This window comes from Flexivirga sp. B27 (genome assembly GCF_052905685.1).
Genome location: NZ_JBPYUM010000005.1, coordinates 132,679 through 149,600 on the forward strand (window position 1 = coordinate 132,679; position 16,922 = coordinate 149,600).

General features: G+C 67.9%; 14 protein-coding genes. 4 read left to right on the plus strand and 10 right to left on the minus strand.

All coding sequences use genetic code 11. From position 1 onward, the window contains the following. Positions 1 to 17: 17 nt before the first annotated feature. Positions 18 to 632, plus strand: a complete 615-nt coding sequence (locus ACSZL9_RS17415) for a TetR/AcrR family transcriptional regulator (RefSeq protein WP_446666783.1) — start codon at positions 18 to 20, stop codon at positions 630 to 632. Positions 633 to 642: 10 nt separating this feature from the next. Here ACSZL9_RS17415 and ACSZL9_RS17420 read toward each other — a convergent pair whose 3' ends face one another. Next, the gene (locus ACSZL9_RS17420; RefSeq protein ID WP_446666784.1) at positions 643 to 1,557 is read right to left on the minus strand and encodes a LysR substrate-binding domain-containing protein; all 915 of its coding nucleotides are present in this window, start codon (positions 1,555 to 1,557) and stop codon (positions 643 to 645) included. A 112-nt stretch (positions 1,558 to 1,669) separates the two neighbouring features. On the opposite strand from ACSZL9_RS17420, the gene ACSZL9_RS17425 reads away from it, so the two are divergent. After that, on the plus strand, positions 1,670 to 5,107 hold the full coding sequence (locus tag ACSZL9_RS17425) for a bifunctional proline dehydrogenase/L-glutamate gamma-semialdehyde dehydrogenase (protein WP_446666785.1): 3,438 nt from the start codon (positions 1,670 to 1,672) through the stop codon (positions 5,105 to 5,107). 63 nt (positions 5,108 to 5,170) lie between these two features. Here the strand turns inward: ACSZL9_RS17425 and ACSZL9_RS17430 are convergent, their stop codons facing one another. The 8 genes from ACSZL9_RS17430 to paaA are packed head-to-tail and all read right to left on the minus strand — an operon-like array spanning position 5,171 to position 11,984. Next, positions 5,171 to 6,016 carry a 3-hydroxyacyl-CoA dehydrogenase family protein gene (locus tag ACSZL9_RS17430; RefSeq protein ID WP_446666786.1) on the minus strand — a complete coding sequence of 282 codons (846 nt, stop codon included), beginning with the start codon at positions 6,014 to 6,016 and terminating at the stop codon, positions 5,171 to 5,173. A 49-nt stretch (positions 6,017 to 6,065) separates the two neighbouring features. Next, the gene (locus ACSZL9_RS17435) at positions 6,066 to 6,872 is read right to left on the minus strand and encodes an enoyl-CoA hydratase/isomerase family protein (RefSeq protein ID WP_446666923.1); all 807 of its coding nucleotides are present in this window, start codon (positions 6,870 to 6,872) and stop codon (positions 6,066 to 6,068) included. Next, positions 6,845 to 8,011, minus strand: coding sequence for a thiolase family protein (locus ACSZL9_RS17440; RefSeq protein WP_446666787.1), 1,167 nt, complete (start codon positions 8,009 to 8,011; stop codon positions 6,845 to 6,847). The genes ACSZL9_RS17435 and ACSZL9_RS17440 overlap by 28 nt, the downstream gene beginning before the upstream one ends. A gap of 60 nt (positions 8,012 to 8,071) precedes the next feature. Beyond that, a complete protein-coding gene (gene paaE / locus ACSZL9_RS17445; RefSeq protein ID WP_446666788.1) occupies positions 8,072 to 9,163 on the minus strand; it encodes a 1,2-phenylacetyl-CoA epoxidase subunit PaaE in 1,092 nt (363 codons plus the stop codon). Between the two features lies 1 nt (position 9,164). After that, positions 9,165 to 9,680, minus strand: a complete 516-nt coding sequence (paaD, locus tag ACSZL9_RS17450) for a 1,2-phenylacetyl-CoA epoxidase subunit PaaD (protein WP_446666789.1) — start codon at positions 9,678 to 9,680, stop codon at positions 9,165 to 9,167. Positions 9,681 to 9,682: 2 nt separating this feature from the next. Further along, positions 9,683 to 10,606 (minus strand): 1,2-phenylacetyl-CoA epoxidase subunit PaaC, encoded by a 924-nt coding sequence (gene paaC, locus ACSZL9_RS17455; protein WP_446666790.1) that lies wholly within the window; start codon positions 10,604 to 10,606, stop codon positions 9,683 to 9,685. Between the two features lie 42 nt (positions 10,607 to 10,648). Further along, positions 10,649 to 10,951, minus strand: a complete 303-nt coding sequence (gene paaB, locus ACSZL9_RS17460; protein WP_446666791.1) for a 1,2-phenylacetyl-CoA epoxidase subunit PaaB — start codon at positions 10,949 to 10,951, stop codon at positions 10,649 to 10,651. Then, on the minus strand, positions 10,944 to 11,984 hold the full coding sequence (gene paaA, locus ACSZL9_RS17465; RefSeq protein ID WP_446666792.1) for a 1,2-phenylacetyl-CoA epoxidase subunit PaaA: 1,041 nt from the start codon (positions 11,982 to 11,984) through the stop codon (positions 10,944 to 10,946). The genes paaB and paaA overlap by 8 nt, the downstream gene beginning before the upstream one ends. A 107-nt stretch (positions 11,985 to 12,091) precedes the next feature. Between paaA and paaZ the strand changes: the two genes are divergently transcribed. After that, on the plus strand, positions 12,092 to 14,104 hold the full coding sequence (paaZ, locus tag ACSZL9_RS17470; RefSeq protein ID WP_446666924.1) for a phenylacetic acid degradation bifunctional protein PaaZ: 2,013 nt from the start codon (positions 12,092 to 12,094) through the stop codon (positions 14,102 to 14,104). 71 nt (positions 14,105 to 14,175) lie between these two features. Here paaZ and ACSZL9_RS17475 read toward each other — a convergent pair whose 3' ends face one another. Next, a complete protein-coding gene (locus ACSZL9_RS17475; RefSeq protein ID WP_446666793.1) occupies positions 14,176 to 14,640 on the minus strand; it encodes a Fur family transcriptional regulator in 465 nt (154 codons plus the stop codon). Positions 14,641 to 14,800: 160 nt separating this feature from the next. Between ACSZL9_RS17475 and ACSZL9_RS17480 the strand changes: the two genes are divergently transcribed. Then, positions 14,801 to 16,660, plus strand: a complete 1,860-nt coding sequence (locus ACSZL9_RS17480) for an acyl-CoA dehydrogenase (RefSeq protein WP_446666794.1) — start codon at positions 14,801 to 14,803, stop codon at positions 16,658 to 16,660. Positions 16,661 to 16,922: the final 262 nt, after the last annotated feature.

Consider the following 16,922-nt stretch of genomic DNA (forward strand, 5'->3'; position numbering starts at 1 on the left):
TGTGAAAGTCTCGGGACATGACGACTGCAGCCGAAGAGCCCGCCCCGCGCCGCCGCGGACGACCTGGCAAGGACCAGGCCACCGTGCTGCGCGAGGCCATCGAACTCTTCAACCTGCAGGGGTATGACGCCACCAGCATGGGAGACCTCGCCAGTCGCCTCGGGTTCACCAAATCCGCTCTCTACCACCATGTTCCGAGCAAGGAACACCTCCTGCAGCAAGCGCTGGACGAAGCGCTGGACAACCTGTCAGCGGCCGTCGCGGAGGCACAGGCGGATCAATCGACCACCGCTCTGGAGCGCCTGCGTCGGGTCATCCGCGGCAGCGTCGACGTGCTGATCGCACACCTGCCGGCGGTGACCCTGCTGCTGCGGGTCCGTGGCAACAGCCCGGCCGAGGTGGCCGCTCTCAAACGCCGGCGGGAGCTGGACGCCCAACTCGCACAACTGGTGACCGACGCAGCCGCGGAGGGCGGCATACGCACCGACATACCGCCGGACCTGATCAGCCGACTGCTCTTCGGGATGGTCAACTCGTTGACCGAGTGGGTGCGGCCCAGCGGGCGGATCAGCCCGGACACGATCGCGGATGCGTTGACCGCCATAGCATTCGAAGGGCTGCTCGCCGACTGAGCCGGCCAGCTCAGTCGGGGTCCAGCTCCACGGTGGCCGGGAAGACCTCGGCCAACGCCTCCCGGCAGGCACGGACCCCGGGAGTGTCCACGCTCGAGGTCCGGACCGAAGTGAAGACCGACCTGCGCGGCGCTCCGGGCAGGTCGATCAACCGGACCTGCGGGCGACGACGCACCAGCATCAGATCGGGGACGACCGCAACGGCGCTGCCCGCCTCGATCAGCGCGATGTGCGCCTCGAGATCGTCGGTCTCGAAGCGCACGTCCGGCTCGAATCCTGATTGGCGGCAGAGCTGCTCGGCCCAATGCCGCGACGCAGCGCCGTGCGGCTCCATCACCCACGGCAGGCCGCCGACATCGGCGATCGTGCGGACCGCCTCCCACCGCGCACCCGACGGAGGCACGGCCAGCCGCAGCGCGTCCGTGGTGAGCGGGACCCGGTCGAGCGCGGGATAGCGAGGAGCGGCGTGGTTGGGGTATTGCTCGGCGATGACCAGGTCGAACTCGTGCGCGGCGGTCTCCCGCAGGCCCTCCTCGGGCTCGCGCTGCGACATGGTGACGCGCAGCCGCGGGTGCGCGGTCGCCAGCTCGGCGAGCAGCCGTGGCATGAATGCGACCGCCGCAGACTGGAAGACGGCGATCCGCAGCGTCCCGGATGCCTCACCCGACACCCCGATCGCAGCACTCTCGGCCTCCTCCAGCTGGCTGAGGATGCGCTCGGTGTGCTCGACCAGGACCTCCGCAGCAGGCGTGAGCTCCAGGCGTCGACCCGACTTCCGCAGCAGCGTCACGCCGACCTCGCGCTCCAGCTGGCTCAGCTGCTGGGAGATCGACGACGGGCTGAGATGCAGCACCTCGGACACTGCGGCGATGGTGCCGCGGCCACTCAGCTCGCGCAGCAGGCGCAGTCGTCGGACGTCAAGCATGCTTCACCTTAACCGAACGATAACCCTTGGAAAACGTCGCTTTACCTGAAGCTATGCCGGGCCCGATACTCGAAGTCGGACTATCCAGACTTCTCCGAGGTGATCACCGACCATGCAAGACCTGCCCGGCATCGACCCGCAACTGGTGACCGACGTCGAGTCCCAGGTGAAGGCATGGCTCGACGCATCCGCCGCGAAGCCGGTTCATGCGTCGGCGAAGCGGCTCGCCGAGGTGCTGAAGGACCCCAGCGGACTGCAGTTCACCGTCGGCTTCGTCGACCGGGTCATCCGCCCGGAGGACTCCGAAGTCGCCGCGCAGGCGTTGCGCGAGATCGTCGCGGACACCCCCGACTTCCTGCCGTGGTATCAACGCGCCGCGCTGCGCGCCGGTGGTCCGTTGTCGTCCGCAGCGCCGGGAGTCGTCATACCCATTGCGCGAAAAGTGTTGCGGCGCATGGTCGGTCACCTGCTCATCGACGCCACGGACTCCAAGCTCGGCAGTCAGATCGAGCGCATCAAGAAGCGCGGCGTCAACCTCAACATCAACCTTCTCGGCGAAGCGGTCCTCGGCGAGGCCGAGGCCGGCAGCCGGTATGACGGGACGCGCCGCCTGCTCGAGCGCCCCGACGTCGACTACGTCTCGATCAAGGCGTCCTCCCCGGTGGCCCCGCACTCCCCCTGGTCGCACGACCAGGCGGTCGACCACGTCGTGGAGCGGCTGCTGCCGCTCTACCAGTACGCAGCGACCCAAAGCGCCTCCGGCACAGCAAAGTTCATCAACCTGGACATGGAGGAGTATCACGACCTCGACATCACCGTCGACGTCTTCACCAAGCTCCTCGACCGCCCCGAGCTGCTCGACCTCGAGGCCGGCATCGTCCTGCAGGCCTACCTGCCGGACGCACTCGGCGAGATGATCAAGCTCCAGGAGTGGGCCGCTGCACGCCGGGCCCGCGGCGGTGCGCCGATCAAGGTGCGGCTGGTCAAGGGTGCCAACCTCCCGATGGAGCGTGCGCAGGCGTCGCTCTTCGGCTGGCCGCTGGCGACGTGGGGCAGCAAGCAGGAGACCGACACGTCATACCTCAGCGTGCTCAACTACGCACTCCAGCCGGAGCACGCGGCGAACGTGCGCATCGGCGTCGCAGGACACAACCTCTTCGATGTTGCCTACGCGTGGATCCTCTCCGGTCGCAACGGTGTTCGCGATCACGTCGACTTCGAGATGTTGCTCGGCATGGCCGAGGGTCAGGCCGAGGCGGTGCGCGAGACCGTCGGCAAGTTGCTGCTCTACGTGCCGGTCGTCCACCCCAAGGACTTCGACGTCGCGATCTCCTACCTCGTGCGCAGGCTCGAGGAGGGCGCCAGCCAGGACAACTTCATGTCGGCGGTCTTCGAGCTGCACGACAGCACCGCGCTCTACCAGCGCGAGAAGGATCGTTTCGTCGCGTCGTTGGCTGCGGTGACCGACACGGTCCCGACACCCAACCGCGTCCAGGACCGACGAAAGCCGGTCGACACGGAGCCACTCACCAAGTTCGCGAACACCCCCGACACCGACCCGTCCCTGCTCGGCAACCGCCTGTGGGGTGCGCAGATCATCGAGCGCGTCGCCACCTCGACTCTCGGAAACGACCTGGTTGCAGCGCATTCCGTCGACGACACGTCTGCCGTCGAGTCGATCGTCGACGACACCCGGGCCGCCGGCGCGGCGTGGAGCTCGCGATCCGCTACGGAGCGGGCGCGCGTGCTGCGCACTGCCGCGGTGGAGTTCGAGAAGCGCCGGGCCGAGCTGCTGGAGGTCGCCGCGTCGGAATGCGGCAAGACTCTCGACCAGGCCGACCCCGAGGTCTCCGAAGCGATCGACTTCCTCAACTTCTACGCGGACCAGGCCGAGTCCCTCGAGACGGTCGACGGCGCGAAGCCACAGCCCGTCCAGCTGACGTTGGTCGTGCCGCCGTGGAACTTCCCGCTCGCCATACCGACCGGTGGCATGGCGGCCGCCCTGGCTGCCGGCTCCGCGGTGATCGTCAAGCCCGCACCGCAGGCGGCTCGCTGCGGATCCGTGCTGGTCGAAACCCTGTGGGCTGCAGGCGTTCCCAAGGATGTGCTGCGCCTGGTGCATGTCCCGGAGAACGAAGTCGGCCGCGCGCTGGTCTCCTCGCCGAAGGTGGGCCGGCTCATCCTGACCGGTGCGTTCGACACCGCCGCCCTCTTCCGCAGCTTCCGTCCGGACCTGCCGCTGTTGGCCGAGACATCGGGCAAGAACTCGTTGATCGTCTCGCCAAACGCCGACCTCGATCTGGCGGTGAAGGACCTGGTCAACTCCGCCTTCGGGCACGCCGGCCAGAAGTGCTCGGCGGCATCGCTCGGCATCCTGGTCGGGTCCGTGGCGACGTCGGACCGCTTCCGCACCCAGCTGATAGACGCGGTCACCTCACTCAAGGTGGGCCTGCCGAGCGATCCGACGACGCAGATGGGCCCGATCATCGAGCCGGCTGCTGGAAAGCTGAAAAAGGCTCTGACCACACTGGATCCGGGTGAATCGTGGCTGGTCGAGCCGCGACAGCTGGACGACGAGGGGCGCCTGTGGTCACCGGGTGTGAAGACCGGTGTCAAGCGCGGCTCGGAATATCACCTGACCGAATACTTCGGCCCCGTCCTCGGCCTGATCGCAGCCTCCGACCTGGACGAAGCCATCGCCATACAGAACGAGACGGACTACGGGCTGACCGCCGGACTGCACTCGCTGGAGCGCAGCGAGCTGGAGACCTGGATCGAGCGGGTCGAGGCGGGCAATGCCTACGTCAACCGCACCACGGTCGGAGCGATCGTCCGCCGGCAGCCGTTCGGTGGCTGGAAGAAGTCGGCCGTCGGCGCAGGCACCAAGGCCGGTGGCCCCAATTACCTGGTCGGCCTCACCGACTGGTCGTCGGAGCTGGCGACCGCGGCCGCACCGATCTCGGCCAAGGTCCAACGACTACTCGACACGACGGGACTGACCGGCGAGGACACCGACTACCTGCGCCGTGCCGCCGGGTCGGACGCGCTCGCCTGGCGGGACGAATTCGGCACTGCCAAGGACGTTTCCGGACTGCTGGCGGAGAAGAACGTCTTTCGCTACAAGCCGGTCCCCGTCACCGTGCGTGTCGAGGCGGACGAGCCGGTCCAGCTGGTCCGGATCGCCGCAGCAGGCATCGCTGCGGGCGCGCCGATGACGGTGTCGCTCGGTGCTGACGTCGAGGTCGACCAGGCGATCCGGTCGGCACTCACCTCGGCCGGCGTGGCGGTCCGTCAAGACGACACTGCCGCGTGGACGTCGCTGTTGCAGGGTGCCGATGCACCGCACCGGGTGCGCCTGATCGGTGGCACCCGCGCCGGATTCGCGACAGCAAGTGACGGCCGCGCCGACATCGCGCTCTACGCCCAGCCGGTGCTCGAGGCGGGTCGGGTCGAGATGCTGACGTTCCTGCACGAGCAGGCAGTCGCCGTCACCGCGCACCGCTTCGGCTCGCCGACACCGCTCGCGGAGGGTCTCTTCCAGGACGCGTGAACCACCTTCGGTCCTGCAGAAAGTGCTGTAAGGCGCACTCTCTGCAGGACCGAACTATTGGTGCTACTTCTCCGTGCTCCAGTCGTAGAAGCCCTGGCCGGTCTTGCGACCGAGGTGACCGGCGGCGACCTTGTCGCGCAGGACCTGCGGCGGTGCGAAGCGCGGACCGAGCTCGCGCTCCAGATGCTCGGCGATCGCCAGCCGCACGTCGAGACCGACGAAATCGGTCGTCTTCAACGGGCCCACCGGGTGCCGGTAGCCGAGCTCCATCGCAGCGTCGATGTCCTGCACACTGGCGACGCCCTCGTCGACCATCCGCATGGCCTCCAGCGCGATCATCACACCGAGACGACTGCTGGCGAATCCGGGCGAATCCTGCACGGTCACAGCGGTTTTGCCGATCGCGGCGACCCAGCCCTGAGCTGCAGCGGTCAACTCGTCCGCCGTCGTCGGGGACACCACGATCTCGACCAGCGAGCTGCTGGGGACCGGGTTGAAGAAATGCAGGCCGATCAGCCGCTCCGGCTGTGGCAGCCGCGCCGCGAGATCGGTCACCGACAGCGAACTGGTGTTGGTTCCGAGCCACGCGTCGGGGGCGATGCCGGCGATCTCGGTCAGCACCTCGGCCTTCAGGTCGGCATCCTCCGGCACGGCCTCGACGACCAGACCGCAACCGGCGAGCGCCTGTCGGTCGGTGGTCATGGTGACCGCACCGTGCTCGCTCTGACCGCGCTCGGCAGACTTCGCCAGGCTCCGCTCGATCCGCTCCTGGCCCGCGGCAGCCGCCTCCGGCGAGCTCTCGACGACGACCACGTCGGCGCCTCCGAGCAGGAATGCGTGCGCGATGCCGGCGCCCATCCGGCCGGCGCCGATCACGCCAATGCGTTGGGGCAGCGCGTTTTTCGTCACTTCTTGCGGTCCTTTCGAGTCTCATCCAACACAGGCAGTAACCACGGCGTCAGCGACGAGACCTCGGGCCGCTAGGCCCGGTGGTCTTGGCGGCTGAACCCGTGGCTTTACGCTCCAGGAAAGCAGTCATCCGGTCGTATTTCTCCTCGGTCTCGAAGAGCACCGCCTGGGCGATGTCGTCGATCAGCGGGTGCGCCTCACGCGGCGCGTGGAACACCGACTTGGTGAGCCGCACCGCTTGCGGAGCCTGCCGCGCGATGCGGTCGGCGAGCGCCATACCCGCGGCGTCGAGCTCGTCCGGCTCGACGATGTCGTTGAGCAGACGACAACTCAATGCCTCCTCCGCAGTCAGCACCCGGCCGGCCAGCAGGATCTCCTTGGCCAGCGGCTCACCGACGAGCTCGGCCAGCCGCCACGAAGCACCAGCAGCAGCGAGTATGCCGAGGCCAGGCTCCGGGTTGCCGATCTTCACGGTCGGTGTGCCGAGCCGGAAGTCGCACGCGTAGGCCAGCTCGGCTCCGCCGCCGAGGGCATAGCCGTCGATCAGCGCGATCACCGGCATCGGCAGCTTGCGGATCCGGTCGAAGATGCCCGAGTTGATCCCGCGCAGAGCGTCGTCCCGACGGCGCTCGCGCAGTTGGCCGATGTCGGCGCCTGCGGCGAAGATGCCTCCGCTGCCGGTGATCAGCGCGATCCGCGGGTCGCGCTCCAGCAGCTCGCACGCCTCGTGCAACGCGGCGACCGTGTCGGCGTCGATCGCGTTGCGGACCTCCGGTCGGTTCAGGCGTATGACGACCCGGTCCTCACCGGGCTCCAACTCGACGGCGCTCACAGCGTCTCCAGGAGAAGAGCAGATCCCTGGCCGACACCCACACACATGGTGGCGAGCCCGCGCTTGCCGCCGGTGTCGCGCATCCGGCGCAGCAGCGTCACGACCAGCCGGGTGCCGGAGCAACCGAGCGGGTGCCCCAAGGCGATCGCACCGCCGTCGGAGTTGACGATGTCGGCGTCCAACTCCAGGTCGCGGATGCATGCGATCGACTGAGACGCAAAGGCTTCGTTGAGCTCGATCGCGTCCAGTGAATCGGTCTGCCAACCGGCGCGATCCATCGCCTTGCGGGTGGCCGGCACCGGACCGATGCCCATGATCTCGGGCGGGACGCCGGCACTCGCACCGGCGACGATCCGCGCCTTCGGCTGCAAGCCGCTCTCAGCAAGGAACTTCTCCGAGACGACCACGACAGCGGCGGCGCCGTCGTTCAGGGATGATGCGTTGCCTGCGGTGATGAGCCCGTCGGGCTTGTTGACCGGCCGCAGTTTGGCGAGCTTCTCCGCAGTGGTGTCGGGGCGTGGCCCCTCGTCCCTCTTCACGTCATCGACCGCGATGATCTCGTCGTCGAACCGGCCGGCGTCACGGGCACTGACCGCGCGCTGGTGTGACTTCAGTGCGAAGGCATCCATCTCCTCGCGAGTGAGTTTCCACTGCTCGGCGACGCGCTCGGCGGTCTGCGGCATCGACAACGTGGTGTCCGCCTCGAACTGCGGGTTGGTGAATCGCCAGCCGATCGAGGTGTCGAAGCTTGCGCCCGGCTTGGCCCACGGGCGTGCCGGTTTCGCCTGCACCCACGGTGCGCGGGTCATGGACTCGACGCCGCCGGCAACGACGATGTCGGCGTCGCCCGCGGCGATCATCGCTCGCGCAAGGGTGATCGACGTCAGCCCGGACGCGCACAACCGGTTGACGGTGAATCCCGGGATGCTCTGCGGCAATCCGGCCAGGAGCAGCGCCATACGGGCGACGTTGCGGTTGTCCTCGCCGGCCTGGTTCGCGGCGCCGAGGATGACTTCGTCGATGCGCTCGGGGTCGACGCCCGAGCGTCGGACGACCTCGCCCACGACCAACGCCGCCAGGTCGTCGGGACGATGTCCGGCGAGGGCACCGCCATACCGCCCGATCGGTGTGCGGATCGCGTCGAGGACGAAAGCCTCCGGCATTGCTGCTCCTTGTGGTTCGGTCGGGCTGATTGATCGGGCAGGTTGATCGTGCTCGCTCGATCAGGCGTCGAAGTCGACGGTGACCTCGTCGCTGATCGGGAAGCTCTGGCAGGTGACGACGAAGCCCTGCTCGACCTCGGCGTCCTCCAGCGCGTAGTTGCGGACCATCTCGACCTCACCGCAAGTGACCTTGGCTCGACAGGTGCCGCAGACCCCGCCCTTGCAAGCGAACGGCATGTCGGGGCGCTTCTGCTGCGCCGAGTCGAGCACCGTCGTGGTCTTCGACACCGGGGTCGTGGTGCTGCGGCCGTCGAGAACTACTGTCAGATCAGAGGTTTCGCCCTCGACGATCGTGTCCGCGTGCCGCAGCTGCGGAGGCGGCGCATCGACGTAAAACAACTCGTAGTGGATGCGGTCCTTGCCGACACCCAGCTCCTCCAGGATCGTGCGCGCCTCGGTGAGCATCTCCATCGGGCCGCACAACCAGACGTGGTCGATCAGGTCCAGCGGGACCAGCTCGCGCAGGATGGTGCGCAACCGGTCACCCTCGAGCCGCCCGGAGAAGAGCTCGACGTCGCGTGGCTCACGCGACAGCACATGGATCAGGTCGAAGCGCTGATGGTTGGCGTTCTTGAGGTCGGCAAGCTCCTCGGCGAACATCACCGTGTTGGTGGAGCGGTTGCCATAGAGCATCGTCACCGTCGAGCCCGGATGTGTCACAACGGAGCTCGCGATCGACAACATCGGCGTGATGCCGGAGCCGGCTGCGATGCACAGGTGTCGAGCGGGTTGGCCCGGGTCGGCGCGGAAGTTGCCACTCGGCCCCTGCACCTCGACGGTGTCACCCGGGCGAATGTCCCGGACGAGCCATCGCGAGAAGAGACCGTCGGGGATCTCCCGGACGCCGATGCGCGGCAGACTGCCGACGGGCGAGCTGATCGAGTAGGTGCGACGGTGCTCGACACCATCGACGGTCCGGCGCAGCGTCAGCGCCTGCCCTGCGGCGAAAGCGAATTCGTCGCGCAACTCCTCCGGCACGTCGAAGGTGACCGCGACGGCGTCGTCGGTCAGCTGCTCGACATCATGCACCACGAGCTTCCGGAACGGCGCCGTGCGGGAGTTGATGTCACTTTCGGGAGACAGCGTCGTCACTTCAGATTTCCTTCACGTGGTCGAAGGGTTCACCGCACACAAGGCACCGATAGAGCGCTTTGCAGGCAGTGCTGCCGAACTCGCTGGTCACCTCGGTGTCGTCGGACCCGCACTGCGGACACTGTATGACGCGCCGGGTCGGCATCAGCTGCAGTCTGACCGGCCCGCGCGGGGCCTTCCCAGGTGGCGAGATGCCGTTGTCGGACAAGGCTTTTCGGCCGCTCTCGGAGATCCAGTCGGAAGTCCACGGCGGACTGAGCTGCACGCTGACCCGTGCCGAGGTGAAGCCGGCCTCCTGCAGGCGACGCACCAGGTCGTCACGCATGGTCGCCATTGCGGGGCAGCCGGAATAGGTCGGCGTGATCGCCACGACGATCTCGCCGTCGTCGTCCTGCCGGACGTCGCGCAGCACCCCCAGGTCGGCGAGGGTCAGCATCGGCAGCTCCGGGTCGGTGACCTCGGAAGCGACCTGCCACGCACGCTCGACGACGGTGGGCTGCACCGTTGCGGTCGTCATCGTCACCACCGCCCCATCGGGTGCTCACGGGCGACCACCTGCATCTCCGCCAGTAACAGGGACAGCGCTTCGGAGTGCATGCCGTGCCGCCCGGTCCGCCCCTGGACACCCGCGAGCGCCGGGGTGTCCGGTGTGGGCACACCCGCGACGGCAAGCACCTGGCCGAGCACGACGTCGATCTCGTCGGCGAGCGACGCCGGGTCGACGCCGACTCGCGACTCCACCTCGGTCGAGGTCTCCAGCTCGGGGAGCAACGGCCACACCGAAGCCATCGCGTCGGTCAGCCGGCGGTGTGACTCCTGCGTGCCCTTGGCCAGTGTCACGAACCAACGACCCGCGTAATCACGGTGGTAGGCAAGCTCTTTGACGCCCTTGGCGGCGATGGCGGCGACGACCGCGTCGGGGTGGTCGACCAGCCGCTGCAGGATCGCCAACCGCCAGGTGGACATCACCAGCAACCGTGCAATCAGCTCGGCGAAGTCGCCGTTCGGTTGCTCGGCGAGTCGCACGTTGCGGAACTGGTCGGCGCTGCGGAAGTAGGCGAGGCGGTCCTCGTCGGGCACCGGGGAGCCCTCCGGCAGCGCCGGCACCACCGACTGGTCGGCTGCAGCCGCACGCGCGAGCAGCAGCCGCGCCTGGCCGACGAGGTCCAGCGCGATGTTGGCTATCGCGATGTCCTCCTCGAGGTCGGGAGCGCGGCTGGTCCACTCCGACAACCGCTGTGCGTAGACCAAGGCGTCGTCGCCGAGCATCAAGCAGTACTGCGCCAATTCGCCGGCGTCCACGCCGTCCGGGATCGTCGTGTCGACACCGGCCAGCGGGTCCTCGAAGTCGGTCCCGAACGCCCAGTGGGCGTCGTTGCCCAGCAGCCCGGCATAGGCGTTGTCGTGCTCGCCCTCGGTGGGCTCGGTGATGTGTTCGCTCATCGGAACTGTTTCCTTCTGGTCACTGACTGTTCGCCGAGTGGGCTACATGTGCGGGACGTTGTCGGGGATCTCGTAGAACGTCGGGTGGCGGTAGACCTTGTCGCCGCTCGGTGCGAAGAGCGGATCCTTCTCCTGCGGGCTGGACGCGGTGATGTCCGCCGACCGCGCGACCCAGATCGACACACCCTCGTTGCGCCGTGTGTAGACGTCACGGGCATGCATCAGGGCCATGTCCGCGTCCGGCGCGTGCAGCGACCCGACGTGCACGTGATTGAGTCCGCGCTTGCTGCGGATGAAGACCTCGTAGAGCGGCCACTCGGCCGAATTCGATGTGTTGTCAGTCATTTTGAGTTCCCGTAATCTCGCCCTCTTGCATGGTTTCGACGCGCCCGTCGCTGCCTCGCAGGCTCGGCCGCGGGGCTTGCTCAACCCGCGCCTGCGACGCCTCCGCTTCGTTCCTCGCGGCGGCTGCAGACGCGGCGTCCCTCACCCACGCGCCGTCGTCGTATGCCGCCTTGCGGTGTGCGAGACGCTGCGCGTTGCACGGACCGTTGCCCTTGACCACGGCCCAGAACTCGTCCCAGTCCGGCTCGCCGTAGTCGTAGGAGCCACGCTCGTCGTTCCACTTCAGCTCCGGGTCCGGGAAGGTGACACCCAGCGCCTCCGCCTGCGGCATCGACATGTCGACGAAACGCTGCCGCAGCTCGTCATTCGTATGCCGCTTGATGCCCCACTCCATCGACTGCGCGGTGTTGGGCGAGTCGCCGTCCGGCGGGCCGAACATCATCAGCGCCGGCCACCAGAAGCGGTTGACCGACTCCTGCACCATCTCGCGCTGCTCGTCGGACCCGCGCATCATCGTCATCAGCAGCTCGTAGCCCTGCCGCTGGTGGAAGGACTCCTCCTTGCAGATGCGGATCATCGCCCGGCCGTAGGGGCCGTAGGAGGTGCGACACAGCGGCACCTGGTTGCAGATCGCCGCGCCGTCCACGAGCCAGCCGATCGTGCCGACATCGGCATACGTGAGCGTCGGGTAGTTGAAGATCGAGGAGTACTTCTGCTTGCCGGAGATCAACCGGCGGGTCAGCTCATCGCGCGACACCCCGAGCGTCTCGGTCGCGGAATAGAGATAGAGGCCGTGGCCGGCCTCGTCCTGAACCTTCGCCAGCAGCACGGCCTTGCGGCGCAGTGACGGCGCGCGGCTGATCCAGTTGCCCTCGGGCTGCATCCCGATGATCTCCGAGTGCGCGTGCTGCGCAACCTGCCGGATCAGCGTCTGGCGATATTTCTCCGGCATCCAGTCACGCGGCTCGATGCGGTCGTTGCCGGCGATGGTCGCCTGGAAGGCGTCCTCCAACGGTGCCTGGTCAACCTGCACGATCTCCTCCTGCGGTATTTACAGACCGAGTGGTCAGTTATTAGTCTGGCATGCAACCGCCGCAGTTGGCAACGACCTGAAGGAGCCACCCCGTGACAGACGCACGCATGCTCGAGAGCTACGCCGCAGGATCGTGGTTCCGCTCCGACGCCGAAGGCGACCTGCTGCTGGACGCCACGACGAGTGAACCCGTTGCCCGGATCAGCAGCAGCGGGGTCGACCTGGGCGCCATGGTCCGGCACGCCCGGCAGGTCGGCGGCCCGGCCGTCCGCGAGTTGACCTTCCACCAGCGCGCGATGCTGATGAAGGACGTCGCACTGCTGCTGTCCAAGCCCGAGGTCAAGGACGAGCTGTATGACGCTTCGTTCAAAACCGGTGCCACCAAACGGGATTCGTGGGTGGACATCGACGGCGGCATCGGCACCGTCTTCAGCTACTCCAGCAAGGCTCGCCGCGAGCTGCCCAATACGACGATCGCGCCGGACGGGCCGCTCGAGCAGCTGAGCAAGGGCGGCAGCTTCGTCGGCCAGCACGTTTTCACCTCGCGCCCGGGCGTCGCGGTCGAGATCAACGCGTTCAACTTCCCGGTGTGGGGCATGCTCGAGAAGCTCGCCCCCGCCTTCATCGCCGGCCTGCCGAGCATCGTCAAGCCGGCCAGCCAGACGGCATACCTCACCGAGCTCGCCGTCCGCCGGATCATCGAGGCCGGCATCCTGCCCGAGGGCAGCCTGCAACTGCTGGCCGGCAGCGCCGGCACGCTGCTCGACGAGCTGTCCGTCCAGGACTCCGTCGCCTTCACCGGGTCGGCGCACACGGCGGGCATCCTGCGCCGGCACGAGTCCGTGCTGCACGACGGCGTTTCCCTTGGTGTCGAAGCCGATTCGCTGAACTGCTCCGTGCTCGGCACCGACGTGACGACCGACGATCCGGAGTTCGACCTCTTCGTCAAGGGCGTCGTCACCGAGATGACGGTCAAGGCCGGACAGAAGTGCACCGCCATCCGCCGGGTGATCGTGCCGGACGGCATGATCGACCCGGTCATCGAGGCGATCAGCGCCCGCCTCGAGAAGTCCGCCGTCGGAGACCCGCGCGACGAGGCGACCCGAGTCGGCCCGCTCGCGTCGCTCGCACAGCGCGACGAGGTGCGCAAGGCGATCGAGGCGCTGCGCTCCGCCGCCGACGTCGTGTATGGCGACCCCGACGCCTCCGTCGGCGACGAGCGCGGCGCCTTCATCCAGCCGGTGCTGCTGCGCGCGCACGCCGACTCCACCCAGGTGCACGACGTCGAGCCCTTCGGCCCCGTCGCATCGGTCATCGGCTACGGATCCGCCTCCGACGCAGTGCAATTGGCCGCCCGGGGCAAGGGCAGCCTGGTCGGCTCGGTCGTCACCAACGACGCCGACGTCGCACGCGAGATCGTGCAGGGCGTCGCACCCTGGCATGGCCGCATCCTGGTGCTCAACCGCGACGACGCGAAGGAGTCGACCGGTCACGGCTCACCCCTGCCCGTGCTGGTCCACGGCGGCCCCGGCCGCGCCGGCGGCGGCGAGGAGCTCGGCGGCGTCCGCGGCATCCTGCACCACATGCAGCGCACCGCCATCCAGGGCTCGCCGGACATGCTGACCGCCATCACCGGCCGCTGGACGACCGGCTCCGCGCGCGACACCTCCGACACACATCCGTTCCGGAAGTCGTTGGCGCAGTTGCAGATCGGCGACACCATCGAGACCGGCAGCCGCACGATCACCGGTGCGGACATCGACGAGTTCGCCGCCAGGACCGGCGACACGTTCTATGCACACACCGACCCGGAAGCCGCCGCGCAGAACCCGATCTTCGGCGGCATCGTGGCGCACGGCTACCTCATCGTGTCGCTCGCGGCCGGCCTGTTCGTCGAGCCCAACCCGGGTCCGGTGCTGGCCAACTTCGGCGTCGACAACCTGCGCTTCCTGACCCCGGTCAAGGCCGGCGACTCGATCAGCGTGCAGCTGACCGCGAAGCAGATCACGCCGCGGCAGACCGCCGACTACGGCGAGGTGCGCTGGGACTGCCTGGTGACGAACCAGGACGGCGAAGCCGTTGCGACATACGACGTGCTGACGCTGGTCGCCAAGGAGTAGGCCTCCACGCCGAGTGACGCATTTGACGGCGGGTGACGCATTTGCAAATGCGTCACTCGCCGTGTGTTGCGTCAGTCGGCGAAGTGGTCGCGGCATTCGGCGCAGGTGCCCAGCAGCGCCGCATGCTGGGCGTCCAACTCGAAACCGAGCTCATCACGCAGTCGCTCGGCGAGCGGTGCCAACCAGTCGGTCGGCACATCGAAGAACCCTTCGCAGGTCGTGCACTGCAGGTGCGCGTGCGCGTGCTGAGCAGCGGCGGAGTGCTTCAGGTGGTAGATCGTCGCGCTTCCGGGCACGTGAGTGTGCGCGACGATGCCGAGCTCGGTCAGCGACTGCAACGACCGGTAGACCGTCGCCCGGTGCACGCCCGGCTCGGCGGCGTCGACCCGACCGGCGATGTCCTCGGCGCACAGGTGACCGCTCGCGCCGTCGAGGACCTGCAGCACGGCTCGCCGCGCAGCGGTCACCCGCTCACCCTTCTCGCGCAACAGTGCCAGGGCCTCGGTCACGGCCGGCGCTTCCTCGGTATGCCGCATCACGCACCTCCTGCTGCGATTGTCCCCCACCAGCGGCGGCCCGTGCAGGCAGCGCGCTCGCACGCTCGGCCGGCACGACATACCCACCCCCGGGTTTGCTTGCTCTACCGACGAGTAGCACAATGAAGTTACTGACGAGTAGGGCCATTCTGGAGGAACCGTGTCCCATTACAAGAGCAATGTCCGAGACCTGGAGTTCAATCTCTTCGAGGTCCTCGGCCGCGGCGACGTCCTCGGCTCGGGCCCGTATGACGAGGTCGACGCCGACACCGCACGCGAAATGATCAAGGAGCTCGCGCGCCTGGCCGAGAACGAGCTGGGCGACAGCCTGCTCGACTCCGACCGCAACCCGCCGGTCTACGACCCGCAGACCAAGTCCGCGCAGCTTCCGGAGAGCTTCAAGAAGTCCTACCAGGCCTACCTCGACTCGGGCTTCCAGGCAGTCGACCTGCCCAAGGAGTTCGACGGCACGGTTGTGCCGCCCTCGCTGAAGTGGGCGATGAACGAGCTCGTGCTCGGCTCCAACCCGGCGATCGGCATGTATGCCGCAACGTTCGCCTTCAGCCGGCTGCTCTACATCTTGGGCACCGACGACCAGAAGAAGATGGCCAAGTGGATCGCCAAGGGTTCCTGGGGCGCCACGATGGTGCTCACCGAGCCCGATGCGGGCTCGGACGTCGGCGCCGGCCGCACCAAGGCCGTGCAGCAGCCCGACGGCACCTGGCACATCACCGGCGTGAAGCGCTTCATCACCTCCGCCGAGCAGGACATGAGCGACAACATCGTGCACTTCGTGCTGGCCCGCCCCGAGGGCGCGGGTCCGGGCACCAAGGGCCTGTCGCTGTTCATCGTGCCGAAATACCACGTGGACCTCGAGACCGGTGAGCTCGGCGAGCGCAACGGTGTCTACACCACCAACGTCGAGCACAAGATGGGCCTGAAGGTCTCCACGACCTGCGAGCTCACCTTCGGCGACGGCGAGCCGGCCGTCGGCACGCTTCTCGGCGACGTGCACGACGGCATCGCGCAGATGTTCCGCGTCATCGAACACGCGCGAATGCTGGTGGGCACCAAGGCGATCGCCACCCTGTCGACCGGCTACCTCAACGCGCTCGACTACGCCAAGCAGCGTGTCCAGGGCGCCGACATGACCACGCCGGCCAAGGACGCCCCGCGCGTCACCATCACCCACCACCCGGACGTGCGCCGCAGCCTGATGCTGCAGAAGGCGTATGCCGAGGGCCTGCGCTCGCTGGTGCTCTACACAGCCAGCCAGCAGGACATCGTCGACCAGGAGTTCCAGCGCACCGGCTCCGAGCAGCCCGAGGCCGGCTCGCCCGCCGAAATGGCCAGCAAGCTCAACGACCTGCTGCTGCCGATCGTCAAGGGTGTCGGCTCCGAGCGTGCCTGGGTGCTGCTGGGCACGGAGTCACTGCAGACCTTCGGTGGCTCCGGCTTCCTGCAGGACTACCCGGTCGAGCAGTACGTCCGTGACGCCAAGATCGACACGCTCTATGAGGGCACCACGGCGATCCAGGGCCAGGACTTCTTCTTCCGCAAGATCGTCAAGGACCAGTTCGCGTCGCTGATGCACCTGGCCGGTCTGATCACCGAGACGGTCAAGGGCGGCGACGGGCACGACGGTCTGCAGGACGAGCGCGAACTGCTCGGCACCGCGCTCGCCGACGTGCAGGGCATCGCCGAATGGCTTGCCACGACTGCGATGTCGGCGCTCGAGGAGGGCAAGGCCAAGGAGATCTACAAGGTCGGCCTGAACACCTCGCGCTTCCTGCTGGCCGCCGGCGACCTGGTCATCGGCTGGCTGCTGCTGCGCGGCGCGGAGGTTGCGCAGGCCCGCTTGGACGCGGGCGACGCCGGCTCGGACGAGGCGTTCTACCGCGGCAAGGTCGCGGCGGCGAAGTTCTTCGCCGCCAACGTGCTGCCGAAGATCGCAGCCGAGCGCGCCATCGCCGAGGCCACCGGCCTCGACCTGATGGAGCTGCCGGAGGAGTCCTTCTGATCCTCCGATACTGAGCCCACCCCGGCACCCCCCTTTCGCCGAGAGGCTCAGAAACGCACCGAGAGGCCCAGGAAATCGCCCGTTCGCGGGGCGGTTTTCTGGGCCTCTCGGCGTTTGGTGAGCCTCTCGGCATTTCACGTCCTGACAGACCGACCGTCGGCACTTCGGGACGCCATACACGCGCCAACCCGCCCTAACCCTCGACCGTCGGCACTTCGGGACGCCATACCCACCCCAACCCCTCCCTAACCCTCGACCGTCG